This window comes from Bradyrhizobium sp. HKCCYLRH1030 (assembly GCF_051168395.1).
Taxonomy (GTDB): Bacteria; Pseudomonadota; Alphaproteobacteria; order Rhizobiales; family Xanthobacteraceae; genus Bradyrhizobium.
In genome coordinates this window covers 215030-231256 of sequence record NZ_JBNPUY010000003.1, presented here as the reverse complement: position 1 = coordinate 231256, position 16227 = coordinate 215030, and the positions used below count along the sequence as shown (strand labels likewise).

At 66.2% G+C, this 16227-nt stretch carries 14 protein-coding genes; 11 read left to right on the top strand and 3 right to left on the bottom strand.

What is annotated here, in order from left to right; all coding sequences use genetic code 11:
- Positions 1–35: 35 nt before the first annotated feature.
- The 11 genes from ACQR1E_RS11275 (at position 36) to ACQR1E_RS11225 (ending at position 11184) form a co-directional block, all read left to right on the top strand.
- Positions 36–884 (top strand): transketolase, encoded by an 849-nt coding sequence (locus ACQR1E_RS11275; RefSeq protein ID WP_316169683.1) that lies wholly within the window; start codon positions 36–38, stop codon positions 882–884.
- Positions 881–1804: a transketolase family protein gene (locus tag ACQR1E_RS11270; protein ID WP_315828209.1), complete on the top strand. Its 924-nt coding sequence runs from the start codon at positions 881–883 to the stop codon at positions 1802–1804. The genes ACQR1E_RS11275 and ACQR1E_RS11270 overlap by 4 nt, the downstream gene beginning before the upstream one ends.
- An 8-nt stretch (positions 1805–1812) precedes the next feature.
- Complete coding sequence (locus tag ACQR1E_RS11265) at positions 1813–2850, top strand: zinc-binding dehydrogenase (protein WP_315753230.1); 1038 nt, start codon at positions 1813–1815, stop codon at positions 2848–2850.
- Positions 2851–2859: 9 nt separating this feature from the next.
- The gene (locus ACQR1E_RS11260; RefSeq protein ID WP_315753231.1) at positions 2860–3477 is read left to right on the top strand and encodes a hypothetical protein; all 618 of its coding nucleotides are present in this window, start codon (positions 2860–2862) and stop codon (positions 3475–3477) included.
- Entirely contained in the window at positions 3464–4501 is a 1038-nt protein-coding gene (locus ACQR1E_RS11255; RefSeq protein ID WP_434897044.1) for a phosphotransferase, read from the top strand. The genes ACQR1E_RS11260 and ACQR1E_RS11255 overlap by 14 nt, the downstream gene beginning before the upstream one ends.
- A gap of 27 nt (positions 4502–4528) precedes the next feature.
- A complete protein-coding gene (locus ACQR1E_RS11250) occupies positions 4529–5191 on the top strand; it encodes a class I SAM-dependent methyltransferase (protein WP_315712807.1) in 663 nt (220 codons plus the stop codon).
- 679 nt (positions 5192–5870) lie between these two features.
- Positions 5871–6815 carry a TylF/MycF/NovP-related O-methyltransferase gene (locus tag ACQR1E_RS11245; protein WP_315712808.1) on the top strand — a complete coding sequence of 315 codons (945 nt, stop codon included), beginning with the start codon at positions 5871–5873 and terminating at the stop codon, positions 6813–6815.
- 57 nt (positions 6816–6872) lie between these two features.
- A complete protein-coding gene (locus ACQR1E_RS11240; protein WP_316225677.1) occupies positions 6873–7961 on the top strand; it encodes a GSCFA domain-containing protein in 1089 nt (362 codons plus the stop codon).
- 50 nt (positions 7962–8011) lie between these two features.
- On the top strand, positions 8012–8905 hold the full coding sequence (locus ACQR1E_RS11235) for a hypothetical protein (protein WP_316225676.1): 894 nt from the start codon (positions 8012–8014) through the stop codon (positions 8903–8905).
- A gap of 7 nt (positions 8906–8912) precedes the next feature.
- A complete protein-coding gene (locus tag ACQR1E_RS11230; RefSeq protein WP_315753236.1) occupies positions 8913–9887 on the top strand; it encodes a hypothetical protein in 975 nt (324 codons plus the stop codon).
- Between the two features lie 316 nt (positions 9888–10203).
- Positions 10204–11184 carry a TylF/MycF/NovP-related O-methyltransferase gene (locus tag ACQR1E_RS11225; RefSeq protein WP_434897043.1) on the top strand — a complete coding sequence of 327 codons (981 nt, stop codon included), beginning with the start codon at positions 10204–10206 and terminating at the stop codon, positions 11182–11184.
- Between the two features lie 6 nt (positions 11185–11190).
- On the opposite strand, the gene ACQR1E_RS11220 is transcribed toward ACQR1E_RS11225, so the two are convergent.
- Genes ACQR1E_RS11220 through ACQR1E_RS11210 form a run of 3 tightly spaced genes read right to left on the bottom strand, consistent with a single transcriptional unit; the run spans position 11191 to position 16223 of the window.
- Positions 11191–13170 (bottom strand): acyltransferase family protein, encoded by a 1980-nt coding sequence (locus ACQR1E_RS11220; RefSeq protein WP_434897042.1) that lies wholly within the window; start codon positions 13168–13170, stop codon positions 11191–11193.
- Positions 13148–14233, bottom strand: a complete 1086-nt coding sequence (locus tag ACQR1E_RS11215) for a hypothetical protein (RefSeq protein WP_434897041.1) — start codon at positions 14231–14233, stop codon at positions 13148–13150. Before ACQR1E_RS11215 ends, ACQR1E_RS11220 begins: the two co-directional genes overlap by 23 nt.
- 25 nt (positions 14234–14258) lie before the next feature.
- Complete coding sequence (locus ACQR1E_RS11210; RefSeq protein ID WP_434897040.1) at positions 14259–16223, bottom strand: acyltransferase family protein; 1965 nt, start codon at positions 16221–16223, stop codon at positions 14259–14261.
- Between the last annotated feature and the right edge of the window lie 4 nt (positions 16224–16227).

Below are 16227 nucleotides of genomic sequence, written 5' to 3'. Positions count from 1 at the left end.
TGCGCTTCCCCGAGGAAGCGCGACTGGAGAGCACGATGAACGTTGCAGTCCGGAGCACCGCGGCCAAGCCTGACGCCGCCGCCCTGAAGGCGCAGGCCGCAAGGCTGCGCGGCAAGATCATCGAGATGTCGCACAAGGCCCAGGCCGCGCATCTGGCCTCGTCGCTGTCCTGCGCCGATGCGATGACCGCGGCCTATTGGCATGTGCTCAACATCGACCCAAAGAACCCGACCGATCCGCTGCGCGACCGCTTCATCCTCTCGAAGGGCCACGCCGCCGCGGCGCTGTTCGCGACGCTGGCGATGAAGGGCTACTTCCCGATCGAGGAGCTCGACACCTACTGCCAGGACGGCGGCCGTCTCGCTGAGCATCCGCCGGCCAACCTGCTGCCTGGCGTCGAGGCCGCGACCGGCTCGCTCGGCCACGGCCTGCCGCTCGGCTGCGGCATGGCACTGGCCGGGCGCATCAAGGGCGAGAACTACCGCGTCTACGCCCTGCTCTCGGACGGCGAGAACAACGAGGGCTCGGTTTGGGAGGCGGCGATGTTCGCCGCCGCCCAGAAGCTCGAAAACGTCTGCGTCGTCGTCGACTACAACAAGTGGCAGGCGACCGCGCGCTCCAACGAGACCCTGATGCTGGCGCCTTTGCGCGACAAATGGGCCGCGTTCGGCTGGGACGCGCACGAGATCGACGGCCATGACGTCGGCGCGCTGGCGGAAGCCATGCAGAACATCCCGAACGGCTCGGGCAAGCCGGTGGCGCTGATCGCCCACACCGTAAAGGGCAAGGGCGTGTCGTTCATGGAAGACGACAACAACTGGCATTATCGCGCCCCCACCGCAGACGAAGTGACGAAGGCGTTCAAGGAGCTCGGCCTGTCATGAGAAACGCGTTCGCTGACGAACTGACCAAGCTCGGCAACGAGGATTCCCGCGTCGTCATGCTCTCGGGCGACATCGGCAACCGCCTGTTCGACAAGTTCAAGGACAAGCACCCCAGCCGCTTCTTCAACTGCGGCGTGGCGGAAGCCAACATGATGGGCGTCGCCGCCGGCATGGCCATGAACGGCCTGCGCCCGGTCGCCTATACGATCACGCCGTTCGTGACGACGCGCTGCCTGGAGCAGATCCGCACCGACGTCTGCTATCACGAGGTCCCCGTGACGATCGTCGCGGTCGGCGCCGGCCTCGCCTATTCCGGCCTCGGCCCGACCCACCACGCCTGCGAGGACATCTCGTTCCTGCGCTCGATCCCGAACATGGTCGTGATCTGCCCGGGCGATGCCTTCGAGGTGCGCGGCGCGCTGCGCGCAGCGATGCAGCAGGACCGTCCGGTCTACATCCGCATGGGCAAGAAGGGTGAGCCTGTCGTTCACAAAGGCCCCCTCGCGGATTTCAAGATCGGCAAGGCGATCACGATCGAGGAAGGCTCCGACGTCTGCCTGCTCTCGACCGGCAACATGCTGCCGGAAGTCATTGAAGCCGCACATAAGTTGAAGGAGAAGGGCATCTCCGCCGAGGTCGTCAGCTTCCACACCGTGAAGCCGCTGGATGAGGACAAGCTCAAGCAGGCCTTCAGCCGCTTCAAGCTGGTCGCGACCATCGAGGAGCATTCGCTGATCGGCGGCTTCGGCTCCGCCGTGTCCGAATGGCTTGCCGACACCGAGACGCAGGCGAAGAAGTTTCTGCGCTTCGGCACGCCGGATGCGTTCTTCAAGAAATCAGGCGAACAGGAATATGCCCGCGAGGTGCTGGGACTGACCGGCCACCAGATCGCGGACAAGATCATCCACGCGTTGAGCTGAGACATCACATGAAGACCCAAGCTGCCCTCCTGGTCCAGACCGGCCAGCCGCTCGTGCTGGCCGAGATCGAGACCCCCGCCCTCAAGCCGGGCCAGGTGCTGGTCGAGATCGCCTATTCCGGCGCCTGCGGCACCCAGGTCATGGAGTGGCGCGGCGACAAGGGCGAGGACAAATGGGTGCCGCATTGCCTCGGCCACGAGGGCACCGGCACGGTGATCGAGGCCGGCAGCGCCGTCACCAAGGTCAAGGTCGGCGACAAGGTCGTGCTGTCCTGGATCAAGGGCACGGGCATCGAGGCTGGCGGCGCCGTCTATGACTGGGATGGCAAGAAGGTCAACGCCGGCGGCGTCACCACCTTCCAGCGCCACGCTGTCGTCAGCGAGAACCGCCTGACCCTGCTGCCGCCGGACCTGCCGATGGATGTCGCGGTGCTGCTCGGCTGCGCTGCGCCGACCGGCATGGGCGCGGTCTACAACGTGCTCAAGGTGCAGCCCGGCGACGCAGTCGCCGTGTTCGGCACCGGTGGCATCGGCCTGAACGCGCTGATGGCCGCCGCGCTGGCCGGCGCGATGCCGGTGATCGGCATCGACCCGAACCCGACCCGCCGTGCGCTTGCCCAGATCTACGGCGCAACGCATGTCATCGATGCATCCGGCGACGTGCTGGCCGAGATCAAGAAGATCGTGCCGCAGGGCGTTGATCTCGCGGTCGAATCCTCGGGCATCCCGGCCGTGATGGAGCAGGCGATCAATTCCACCCGTCAGCAGGGCGGCCGCGCGGTCGTGATCGGCAACGCCAAGCATGGCGCGGCGCTCACGCTGAATCCCGGCGTCTTCAACCAGGGCAAGAGCCTGCTCGGCACCTGGGGCGGCGACAGCGTTCCGGATCGCGACTACGGCCGCTACGGCCGGCTGCTGAGCTCCGGCCGCTTCCCGGTGCGGGATCTCTTGTCGAAGCCCTACAGCCTCGCCCAGGCCGACCAGGCGCTGCAGGATCTGGCCGCCGGCAAGGTCGGCCGTCCGCTGATCGACATGTCGCTGCGTTAAGTCCAGGCCATGCGGATCGGGATCGACTTCGACAACACGATCGCCTGCTATGACGGCGTGTTTCATGCGGCCGCGCTCGAGCGCGGCCTGATCCCGGCCGATCTCGGCCGCGACAAGAACAGCGTTCGCGACCATCTCAACGGCTCCGGGCGCAAGGACGACTTCACCGAGCTCCAGGGCTACGTCTACGGTGCCCGGATGGACCTGGTGTCGCCCTACCCTGGCTTCGCGGAGTTCGTGACCGCGGCCCGCGGCGCCGGGCATGACCTGTTCATCGTCAGTCATAAGACCAGACACCCCATTCTCGGTCCGAAGCACGACATGCATGCCGCCGCGCGCGGCTTCCTGACCGACCGCGGGCTGATGGGATCGGCCGCCAGCCAGATCGCGCCGGACCGGGTGTTCTTCGAGCTGACCAAGGACGAGAAGGTCGCCCGTGCGCATGCGCTGGCCTGCGAGGTCTTTGTCGACGACCTGCCGGAGATCCTGGGCATGACCGGATTCCCGCAAGGGATGCGCAAGGTGCTGTTCGACCCGGAGAACCAGTTCGCGACCACGGCCGTCCCTTACGAGCGCCGCGCCTCGTGGGCCGAGATCGCGGCGGATGTCGTCCGTGACCGCGGCTGAGGCCAACGCCGACGCCGCCCTGCTGGCGCTCGCCCAGCGCCTCGCCGCGCAGGCCGGCAAGGCCAGCCCTACGGGACTGACGCGGCTGGCCGGCGGCCGCAACAACCAGGTCTTCCGTCTCGACACGGCCGACGGCCCGCTGGTCCTCAAGCGCTACTTCACCGACGCTCGCGACACCCGCGACCGGCTCGGCGCCGAATGGAGTTTTGTCAGCCATGCCTGGTCGCACGGGGTCCGTGTCGTGCCGGAGCCCCTGGCCTGCGACCGCGCCGAACAGGCTGGCCTGTACAGCTTCGTCGAGGGACGCAAGCTGACGGTCGCGGAGCTGGCGCCCGTTCATGTCGATGCCGCGATCGACTTCGTGCTCGCCGTGAATGCTCCGCCCCGCCCGGCGCTGGCGGCCGGATCCGAGGCCTGCTTCTCCCTCGCCGAGCACCTCGCCACCGTCGAGCGCCGGGTGGCGCGGCTGGCGACGCTCGATGGCGACGTGCCCCATGTGGCCGACGCCCGACAGTTCGTGACCGCACGGCTGCAGCCGGCCTGGGCAGAGGTGAAGGCGACCATTCTGCGCGGCGCCGCGGCCGAAGGGCTCGCCTTCGAGACCGCCATCCCCGCCGATCAGGTCTGCCTGTCGCCGTCCGATTTCGGCTTCCACAACGCACTGATCGACGACGCTGATAAGCTCACCTTCCTCGACTTCGAATATGCCGGCCGCGACGATCCGGCCAAGCTCGTCTCCGACTTCTTCTGCCAGCCGGAGGTGCCGGTGCCGCTGGCGGTGCACGAGCATTTCATCGACCGGCTCACGGACGGCCTCGGACTGGACGCGGCCAGCGTCGCGCGCTGCCGGCTCCTGCTCGACGCCTACCAGGTCAAGTGGACCTGCATCATCCTGAACGACTTCCTGCCGCTCGGCGCCACCAGGCGCGCCTTCGCCGACACAGGCGCCTGGGCGCAGCGTTGCGCCGCGCAGCTCGCCAAGGCCGACGCCAAGCTCGACCTCATCGGCGCCACATCCGACTAACCGACATCGTAACGCCCGGAGATCTTCATGGCCTATCGCGAGTTCGTCAGTCTCGTCCACAAATCGACCAAGCGCGACTATCTCGCGCGCGTTACCCAGCGCGACAAGGCCGATGTCGCGGAGATGGCGATCAAGTACGACTACGACTACTGGGACGGCAGCCGCGAGACCGGCTATGGCGGCTACAAATATGACGGCCGCTGGCGCAAGGTCGCCGATGCGATGATCGCGACCTACGGCATCAAGCCCGGCATGCGCGTGCTCGACGTCGGTTCCGGCAAGGGCTTCATCCTGCACGATTTCCGCGAAGCCATCCCGGATCTCGAGGTCGCCGGCATCGACGTCTCCTCCTACGGCATCGAGCACACGATGGAGAGCGTGAAGCCGTTCTGCCAGGTCGGCACCGCGGCCAAGCTGCCCTACCCCGACAAGCACTTCGATCTGGTCATCTCGATCAACACGCTGCACAACCTCTACAACTACGATCTCGATGCCGCCCTGCGCGAGATGGAGCGCGTCAGCCGCGGCGCCAAGTATCTCTGCGTCGAGGGCTACCGCAACGAGCGCGAGAAGGTGAACCTGATGTACTGGCAGCTCACCTGCCGCATCTTCCACACCCCCGAGGAATGGGCCTTCGAATTCAAGCGCTCCGGCTACACCGGCGACCACGAATTCATCTTCTTCGAATGAGTGTGAGCTGAGAGCGTCGACAGGCGCTCTCGCGACGCATTGGCATCCGAGCTATCAGTCGACGATCGCTCTCTCGAACGAGAGGGCGCGGGGAAGGCCGGGAGCCTGCCGCCCCCATGGCCCGCCTGCAGAAAGAAGTGCAGGCGGCAGGTACCACAGGTTCGGCTGGGACATCCCGGCCTTCCCCGCGCGACTGGTTTTAACGGTGTCCTTCGTGCTCTCCCTGGGGATCGGCGTTCTTGCCCCCATTTTGCGACAACGCGCCTTTGGCGCGTTGCGCAGACCTCAGCGTCGAGAGGCCAGGACCACACGACTTCGCCGTCCGCGCCGATTGCGCTCGTCTGGCGCAGCCGTCACGTCCATCGCAGCACACCTCCACGTATCGTGACGACGCGTACGTCCCTCTGCATGAGGCGGGATGACGCGAGAGAACCATATTTTCCGATAAAACGAAAGAAGAATATTTTTCCCGGCAGGACTGGACAGGGGTGATGCACCTGAAGATGCGGACCAATTCGTCTTTGACGCGCACGCAGGACCGGTTCGACCATCAGCGGCGCCTCGCCGGCCGACACCCACGCAAAACGAGTGCAGAGCCCGCATGCCGCTTTTGCGATCTTTGCAAAATGTATCTATAAATTGGCGGCGGACATCGCGAACGGCGGGGAACGGGGCTGTCATGACGAAGTCATTGAAGGTGGCGATTGCCGAAGGCCTGCCCCCCCAGACGCTGTTCAAGCTGCGCTCGATCAAGCGCGCGCTGATGGGGCAGCCGCCCCCGGAACGGCCGCAGGCTGCTCCGGAGCCAGAGCCCCAGCCCGAGCCTCAACCGGCCCCCGCGCCGGTCGTCGAAGCGGTGTCGGAGCCGCGGACGCGGCAGACCGAAGCCCTGGAACGGCTCGACGCCCACAAGATCAGCGCACCGTACCTGTTCTTCGACATCGACGACGTCCTGATCCTCCCCGCCAAGGAGATCGCGCGCACGCTGACCTTGAGCGTGATGTACATCAACAGCGCCGACGTCAAAGGCGATATCGCCGAATTCGGCACCATGGGCGGTTTCACCGCACGCACCCTGGCGAACGCGATGGTGTTCGACCCGCGCTATCAGCCGAACCAGCCGCTGCGCAAACTGCGCCTGTTCGACAGCTTCGAGGGCCTGCCGGAAATCACGGCGCAGGTCGACCTCGAGTCGCAGCACGTGAAATCGGGCACCTGGTCGAAGGGCGGCTGCCGGATTCTCAGCGCCGCGGATCTGCGGACCATGGTCGAGGCCATCATCCCGCCCAGCCGGGTCGAGATCTATGAGGGCTGGTTCGCCGACACGGTGAAGCTGCTCCCGGACGACACGCGCTTTGCGCTGATCCATTTCGACGGCGACCTGTATTCGTCAACCATGGACGCGCTGGTGCCGTGCTTCGAACGCGGCTTCATCTCGAAGGGCGCCGTGCTCTGCTTCGACGACTGGAACTGCAACGAGGCCGACCCCGAGGCCGGCGAGCGCAAGGCCTGGGCCGACCTCGTCAGCCGCTTCAATATCGTCGCCAGCCATTCCGGCGACTACTCGATCCAGGGTACCAAGTTCATCATTCATTCCTATCTCGGAATGAAGCCGAGGGCTTGAGCAGCATGCGCTTCGCTTTCATTGCGTCGCGGCCCCATGCGGTCAGAGGGTGAGTGCATGAGTTGTCCCTACACCACGCTGCCCACGAGCAGCTTCTGGCGGCAGGCCGTTGCCGAGCGCAGCCCATCCGATCTCGATCCTCATCTGACCGCGCGGCTCCGCTTCGGTCCAGATCAGCGCGTCGCCTCGGCCGGCAGTTGCTTCGCGCAGCACATCTCGCGCGCCCTGAAGGAGCGGGGCTACAATTACCATGTCACCGAGCCCGCACCGCCGCATCTCACGCCCGAGCAGGAGGAGCGCTTCGGCTATGGCGCGTTCTCCGCGCGCTACGGCAACATCTACAGCACCTTGCAGCTTCTGCAGTTGCTGCAACGCGCCTTCGGAGCTTTCCGGCCAGCCGATCAGTTCTGGACAAACAGCGACGGCTGGGTGTTCGATCTGCTGCGCCCCCGCATCACGCCGCGCGGCTACGTCTCGATGGTCGAGGCCGAAGTCGATCTGAAGCAGCATTTGCAGGCGGTGCGGCGGCTCTTCGAAACCACCGACATCTTCATCTTCACGCTCGGTCTGACCGAGAGCTGGGTGTCCAAGCTCGACGGCACGGTGTATCCGACCTGTCCGGGGTGCGGCAGCGCCGGCGACTTCGACGATGCAAAATACGCGTTCCACAATCTCTCGGTCATGGAGACCACCGGCTATCTTGCCGAGGCGATCAACCTGATGTCGGCAGCCAATCCGCGCCTGCAGATCATCCTGACGGTCTCGCCGGTCCCGCTTGCGGCCACCATGGAGCCGCGCCACGTGCTGCAGGCCACGACCTATTCCAAGAGCGTGCTGCGCGTCGCCGCGGAGGAGATGGTCCGGCGCTACGACAACGTGCATTACTTCGCATCCTACGAGATCATCACCAATGCGAAGAACGCGGGAGCGTATTTCGCCGACGATGCGCGCTCGGTCACGTCCGAGGGCGTCGCGCGCGCGATGAAGCTGTTCTTCGCGCAGTTCACCGGCGAGGACGCTGGCGCAGAGGTGCGATCCGCACGTGATGACGAACGAACGCAACCGGCGGCTCCTCCGACCGCGCCGCAGATCATCTGCGACGAGGACGAGTTCTACCGCGCACTGGCCGCGAGCCGTAAACACTGAGGACGAGCGGCGGCTGCGGCCGAGCCTGTGATGTGAGGGGAAGTATCAGCGTGGACACCGAGCTCGAAGCGGTTCTGCCGGTCTATATCGTCGGCGACAGCCATTCCCTGCCGTATCGGAACATGGTGTTCCGCGAGCGCTGGACCGGCGCCTGGGTGATGGCCCGCACCAAGTACATCCCCGGCGCCACGGCGCGGGAGTTCTACGATCCCGCCACCGGCGAGTTTCATCCCGACTTCATCGCCTTCCTCGAATACGAAGGCCTGATCCGGAACGGACGCGCGACGCATCTGTCGATGGACGAGGTCGATTTCGCCATTGCCAAGGCGGTCGGCCAGGCCGTGCGGCCGCCGCTGATCATGATCACCGTCGGCGAGATCGACGTTCGCGGTCCGCTCCTGCAACTCCTCAAGGACACCCACGACTTCGTTCCGCCGTTCGCCACGACGCTGCCTCTGCTCGACAAGCCGCTGGTGCCGTGGGATCTCATCGACGAGGCGATCGAGGCCCGGCTCGGGCCGTTCGTCGCCGGGCTCGACCAGCTGGTCAAAGCCGGCTTCAAGCGCGTCTACGTGCAGAGCGTGGTTCCTCCGACCCGGCAGGAAGCGCGCATCCGCGAACTGCAGAACTACGACTGCCCGGTGTCGGTGCGCACCAAGCTGGTCCAGGCGTTCAACTGGAAGCTGGCGCAGAAGGTGCGTTCGGTGAACCTGTTCATGATCGACCGCTGGCCAGACCTGACGGACGGCGATCTGTTGCGTCCGGAGTTCGATTTCGACGGGGTGCATCTGCCGCCGAAGGGCGCCCGTCTCCTGCTCGAGGCGCTGATCGATCACGCGATCGACAGCCGCGGCCTCGTCGCCAATCATCCGCGATACGAACTGTATTATCGAATGGCGTGCGGCCTGGACCCGTTCCAGCCGACCAAGCCGAACGCAGCATGAGGACAGCATGGCCTTGGGATCGATGATCAGCACCGCCAAGCAGCGGCTCAAGGGCGGCGTCAACCAGGCGCTCGGCGCTCTCGGCTACCGCCTGGTGCGGGCCGACACGCTCGACCGCCTGAATGGACATCTCAGTCCTGACGCAGCCCCCGCAGACAAGAACGGCACGGCGCAGCCGCGCCGGCTGACGCTGCTCCCGGCCGCGAACAGCGCCCCGCCGCTGTGCACGGCCCATGCGCCGAAGTTCGATCCGCACAAGACGCCGAGCCAGCTCGCCGACAAGATCGTCGCGTTCCAGCAGAACGGCGTCACGGTGATCAGCACGAATCCGGAAAAGGCGACCATGTTCCGGGAAACCGAGAGCTTCGATCGCGACGTCAGCAATCGCCACTCGGCGTGGGACTGGGCCGGCAACAGCGTCGCCTCCTACACGCAGGATCTGCAGACCGGGATGCCGTCGGCCGCCCTCGTCGACTATCTGCACGCGCTGTTCAGCGGCGGCGATTTCGATTCCTTCTTCCGCGGTGTGCTCGGCTGCCCGGCCAAGGTCGCCAATGTCCGGCTGGTGCGCTCGAAGCCGCATGTGACCGAGGGCGTCGGCCCCCAGGAATGGCACAGCGACCACTGTCCCGCCGGCGTCATTCGCGGCGTGCTCTATCTCTGCGATGTCGACGAGCAGACCGGTCCGTTCCAGTATCGCGACGCCAATTACCGGGAGCACACGGTTCTGGGCAAGACCGGTGATCTGCTGGTGTTCGACGCAACCCGCCTCATGCATCGCGGCAGCCCGCCGTCGCACAAGACACGCTCCGCGATCGATCTGGTATTCATGCCGCGCATGCCCGACGAGGAGATGACGATCATGGTCGCCGGCATGAACCACTGGCCGGCGGACCCGTTCTTCGTCAAGCTGCCGAAGGAGCGGACCGCAGACGTCCACGACGCGCTGGCCGACGGACGCCGGGCTGCCAGCCTCTATTGACGCATGGCCGCCCGCTTGCACCAGGAATGGAGGACGGCTAAGCCAGGAGGCAGCAGGTGGGCTAGCGCGCGACGGCGCGCTCACCGCCGATGTCGACCTCTGGGTGGCCATGAGCGGGATCGCTCGGAGATTTCGGATGTTCATCCCGTTGCGGCCGGTGCATGCGGAGCCGTTACCGAGCGCGGAATCCCGTCTCGGCGTGACGCCGCCTGTTGGGCGTTGCCAGGCGAACACCCCTCTTCGGCGCAGCATCATGTCTGCGCCATCCCTCAAGGTCGTTTTGCGGTCATCGAACAGCGCCGCGTTGGAGATTTGAATGCTGCAACCGTTGAAGAATGCGCTCGCCACCTCGCTGCCGCCGGACGTGCTGTATTGGATGCGCTCGGTCAAACGGGCGATCCTGTTCCAGCCGCCGCTGCCCTGGCCCTATGGAAACGGCAGCAGCAGCGCCAGCGTGCAGGACAGGCCTCCGGCCGTCGCAATCGCAGCCCCGTCCGCCGACACGGTCGATGACGGACGCATCATCCAGGACATCGCACTGGAGAAATACAGCGCGCGGCAGCTTCCCTCGCCCGGCGCGTATTACAGCTATGCCGACGTGCTGATCCTGCCGGCACAGGAGATCGCCAAGACGCTCACGCTGTGCGTCCAGTACATCAACAGCGCCCACGTGAACGGCGACATCGCCGAGTTCGGCACGATGGGCGGCTTCAGCGCCCGCGCAATCGCCACGTCGATGGTGTTCGACCTGCAGCGCCAGCCGCTCGGCAAGAGCGCGTCCGGGGAAAACCCGTTCCGTATTCTACGCCTGTTCGACAGCTTCGAGGGCCTTCCCGAGATCACCTCGCCGGTCGACCAAGCCGCGCCGCACGTCATCTCCGGCGCGTGGGCCAAGGGCGGCTGCAAGGTGCTGGCCGCGCCGCAGTTGAGCGCGCTGATCGGCAAGATCATTCCGCCGCACCGTTTTCAACTCTACGAAGGCTGGTTCGCCGACACCGTGAAGACGCTGCCGCCCGAGACGCGGTTTGCGATGATCCATTTCGACGGCGACCTCTACCAGTCGACCATGGATGCGCTCGTCCCGCTGTTCGAGCGCGGCATGATCTCGACCGGCGCCGTCATCTGCTTCGACGACTGGAACGCCAATCGTGCCATTCCGACCACGGGCGAACGGCAGGCCTGGAAGGAGCTGGTCGAGATGTTCGCGATCGAGGCCTCCAACGGCGGCGACTATTCGGTCGGCGGCACTCGCTTCATCATCCACGCCTATCGCGGCATCCCGGCCGATCCGACCTGACGCTGCTCACGGCGGCGGCCGCTGGGCCGGGCCGAGCAGGCTGTCGATGGTGTGGCGCGCCAGGAAGATGGCCCCGGGCACCGTGAGGTGCCCGGGATCGAATGCCGTCAATTGCGAGCCGCCCGGGCCGATCCGGCTGAGGCAGCCTTCGTCGTTGCAGAACACGTCACGCACGGAGATGTAGTCGATGCCGAGCTGACGGGTCAGCTCGCGAAACAGTGCGTCGCGGCCGCGCGTCCATTCGTCGTTGGAGCGGAACACGGTCCGCTCCGGCAACACGGTTCCGGTCTGCCGGTAGTAGTCGAGCACGTTGTGCGACAGGCCGACGCCCTGCCAGCTCGGCGGCGGTCCCATCAGCACGATCTTCGCAATCCCGTTGGCCCTGAGCAGCGCGACCGTGCGCGGCAGATCCTCGCGCAGCACGGACTCGGCGTGGCCCCAGGTCGCGTCGAGGATGACGACGTCCGGCCGGAGACGGCCGATCCGCAACACGACGTCGTCGTTGATGCTCTTGCAGAACGGCCGGGCCTCCAACGTGTAGCCGATCAGCGGCGGGCAGGCAGAGGCCGTATATTGCGCGACGTCATAGCCGCGCTCCGTCGACAGATGCAGCAGCCCTGGATAGAGCGCCGCGCCGTAGGAATCGCCCCAGATCAGCAGCAGCGGCCGGCGCCCCTGCCCGGCGCAGTCGGCGCCGAACGCGGAGGCTGGTTGCAGCAGCAGCAGGCAGCGGCCGCGGCGCCAGTGCGAGGAGGTCTCGGAGCCCGAGAGCATGAAGCCCCTGATCTCCGGCGCGAATCGGACCGGCAGGCCGCGCGTGCTCGTCGCCGCGACGCCGATCGGGATCATCGCCGCCATCGCGGCCAGCAAAGACCCCGCCCGCCACGCGACGGGCGCGGCTCCGAACCTGATCGGCAGCTCGATGAAGCGATAGGTGAGGAAGGCCAGCACGGCGCTCAGCCCGAGCACCGCGAGCAGGATCCACGCCGGAGCCGCGCCGCCGAACTGCAGCTTGGTGAAGGCGATCAGCGGAAAGTGCCAGAGATAGAGCGGGTAGCTGATCAGGCCGACGAACACCAGCGCGGGCCACGCCAACACCCGCTGAACCAGCGTACCGCCGGCCGCAATCAGGGCCATGGTCGCCAGCACGGGCACCGTGGTGCGAATGCCGGGCCAAGGCGAGGCGGCGCTGAACGCGAAGAAGGCGACGGCGAGGCCCGCCACGCCAACAGCCGCGAGCGCATTGCTGGTGGCCGCACCGATCGGGCGATCGGCGCGCCGGCGCAGCCACACCGCCAGGAGCGAGCCGGCCAGCAGCTCCCAGCCCCGCGTGGTCGGGGAATAGAACGCCCACGCCGCCTCTCTTGCGGGAGTCGACAGGCAGACCACCAGGGAGCCGCACGCGAGCGCGGCCACGATGGCCGCCTTCCATGACGGCCATCGGGCGATCAGCACGAACATCGCGGGCCAGACGATGTAGTACTGCTCCTCGATGCCGAGCGACCACAGATGCAGCAGCGGGAGGCGCTCCGCACCGGGATCGAAATAGCCCACGATCTGCTCGTGCAGCATGAAATTCTCGATGAAGGCGGCGGCGCCCTTGATGTTGGACCCGAGCGCTTCCATCTCGGCGACCGGGAATACGAACCAGGCGATCACGAACGTCGCCAGCACCACGGTGATGAGAGCCGGGAAGATCCGGAGGATGCGGCGGGCGTAGAAGGTCGCGAAACTGAAGCTGTTGTCCTCGCACTGCCGATCGATGATGCCCGTGATCAGATAGCCGGAGATCACGAAGAACACGTCGACGCCGGCAAAACCGCCGGGCAGCAGCCGCGGGAAGGTATGAAAGACGAGCACGGCGACGACGGCGATCGCGCGCAGGCCGTCGATGTCGGGACGATAGAGCAGCGCGTGCGCCCGGCTGATCGGCCGCGCATGGCGATCCGCTGCGGCCGCATGATCAAGGCTTTCGGTGATCGCCATTCTCACGCATTCCCTGAAACGCTTGCGTCTTTTCCAGAGCGCCGACGAGGTCGCGGGTGAAATCAGCCGCGCCCCTGGCGTCGAGATGGCCGCCGCCATCCCAGCTCGAGTAATCCGTACGCGCCGGCAAGGCCGTCTCGACGCCGATCGCAGCCGCGATCTCGCGAACCTGGGTCAGGCAGCCGTGAAAATTGGGAACGAGGGTCAGGACCACGGGCGCGCCCAACGATTGCACGAGGTCGCGCGCATTGGCGATCACGTCGGGCGTGGTGTGACAATCGGGATCGCGCGTCATCTTCACGCCCGGATTGCCGTCGGCGAGAAAGCGCGGAAACGTGCTCATGTCGGCCGCGCCGGTGCGATCATCGCGGTCGAAGCGCGGCAGCGGTCCGGATCGCGGGCCGGTGAGCGCCTGGCGCCATGGCCGCGTCACGTCCTCGAAGCGCCAGCGCAGATTGCGCCGGATGATCTCGTAGGTCGCGCCGTAGCGACTGAGCTTCGTGCTCGGGATCGGACGGACGTCGGCGCCGAACGCGCGGGTCAGGTTGCGGTGGAAGAAGTTGCCGCCGCCGCCGCCATCGTCGGCGTTCAAGATCCACAGGCGCGGATGGAGCTGATACTTCAGCGCGATCTGCCGCGCGAACTCGCCGCTGGCAACGCCGACGAACGCCATGTTGTAGAACTTCAGGCCGTAGGGCTGCTCCAGGCGCTCGCGCATGACGGTCTCATCGAGCGCAAACGACACCAGGGATGAGCCGAGGATGATGACGTCGGCCTGGCGGGCGTTGTCGATCGACCGGCCGATGCCATGGTAGAACAGATCCTGGTCCTGGATCTCGGTGACGCTGTCGCCGCCGAAATTGCGGTACCATGACCGATCGCCGGCCCTGCTGATCGCGCTGAAATGGTCGCCGCCCTGCGCTGCCAGCCACAGGCTGACACCGCCCAGCATCGCCGCCACCAGTCCAAGCACGCTGGCGAGATAGCGGCCTCCCGCGCGGCCGAGGTCGTCGTTCCCGGCCTCGTATCCGGCGCGACCGCTCTGCTCTGTCCGACGATCCATGGTGGCCCCGGGGCGGACGACGCGGCTATTTATCGAAGCCAGGCAACGCCTCCAGCGCCTGTCTGGCAATGAAGAGGGAGCCGGGGTTAGTCAAATGGCCGCTGTCATACGCGGTCAGGTCCGATCCGTCCGCGCCGATCCGCGCCAGACAGCCGTCATCGTTGCACATCATGCGGCGTGCCGAGATGTACTGGATGCCCACGCGCTGCGCCTGCGCCTCGAGGAACTCGTCCAGCGCCCGCGTCCAATTGTCGTTGGAGCGGAATTTGGTGCGCGCCGGCAGCAGCGAATGCGTCCGGAAATAATAGTCGAGAATGTTCGCCGGCAGGCTTTCGCCAAGCCAGGTCGCCGGCGGCCCGAGCAGGACGATCTTCGGGACGTTGAGCTCCTTCAATGCCGTGACCGTTCTGTCCAGCCCGTTGCGCAGGTCGTCCGGACCATAGCTCCAGGTCGAATAGAACACGACCAGATCCGGCTTCAGCTCGGCGACCTTCTGGATGACGAAGTCGTTCGCGCCCTTGCAGAACCGCCGTTCCGGATGGACGAAACCGAGCAGCGGCGGGCAGGCGGAGGCTGTGTATTCCGCGACCTCGAATCCTCGCTCGGCACCGAAATGAGCGAGTCCCGGATAGAGCGAGGCGGCATAGGAGTCGCCCCAGACCAAAATGAGCGGATGGCGGCCGGTGCCGGCGCATTCCGGTGAGAATTCGGACGCGCTCTGATCCGGCTTCAGCAGGCATTTGTCGGCCCGCCAGAAGCGGGCCGTCTCGCTGCCGTCCAGCATGAAGCCGCGAAGCTCGGCGGGAATGCGCGCCGGCAGGCCATTGGTGCGGTCGGCGACCACGCCGACGATGCCCAGCGCGACCATGCCGCCGACGAGTCCGCCGACCTTGAGCGGCACTAGGCGCCGGCCGAAGCGGATCGGCCGCTCGATGAAGCGGTAGGTGGCCCAGGCAAGCACCAGGCTGGCCACGATGATCGCGAGCATGACCCACACCGGCACCGCGTCGATGAACTGGATGCGCGCATAGGCCATCAGCGGGTAGTGCCAGAGATAAAGCGGATAGCTGATCAGGCCGACGAAGACCGCCGGCGTCGCGGACAGCACATAACGATGCACCAGCGTGCCGCTGGTCGCGATCAGGGCGGCTGCGCCCAGCACGGGCAGCAACGTGTGAACGCCCGGATGCGGGGTGAGCCGACCGTAGCGCCAGAACGCGACCACGATCGCGAGCATCGCGGCCAGCGCGATGAGCTCGCGAACGAGCGGGACGTCGATTAGCGGCAGCGGACGAGCCTCCGCACTGCGCCCATTGACCCAGAGCGCCAGTCCCGAGCCGACCAAGAGCTCCCACGCCCGCGTCACCGGCAGATAGAACGCATATTCGGGCGCGCGCGGCTGCACGATCAGGCACGCGACGAACGACGCCGCCGCCAGCGCGACCGTGATCGCCAGGCTCCTGCGCCGCCATGAGCCGATCAGCATCAGCAGCAGCGGCCAGACGATGTAGTATTGCTCCTCGATCGCCAGCGACCACAGATGCAGCAGCGGCTTCTTCTCGGCGGCAAGGTCGAAATAGCCGACCTGCCCGAGCAGGATGAAGTTCTGGATGAAGACGGCGCCGCCCGCGATGTTGGTGCCGAGCGATTTCAGCTCGCGCGGCGGCAGGAAGAACCAGGCGATCAGGAAGGTGACCAGCACCACCGTGATCAGCGCAGGAAAGATGCGGCGGATCCGGCGGGCATAGAAATCGGCGATGCTGAACGTCTTCGACAGCATCTGCTTGTGGATGATTCCGGTGATCAGATAACCGGAAATGACGAAGAAAATGTCGACGCCGTAGAAGCCGCCGGGGACGGCCGCGGGAAACGCGTGGTAGAGAAGGACCGGCAGCACGGCGACGGCACGCAGGCCGTCGATGTCGGCGCGATAGCCGAGCGGGGTGGCGCGGGCTTCTTCCAGGGACATGTTCGGTTGGGCGAAGTTCATCGGA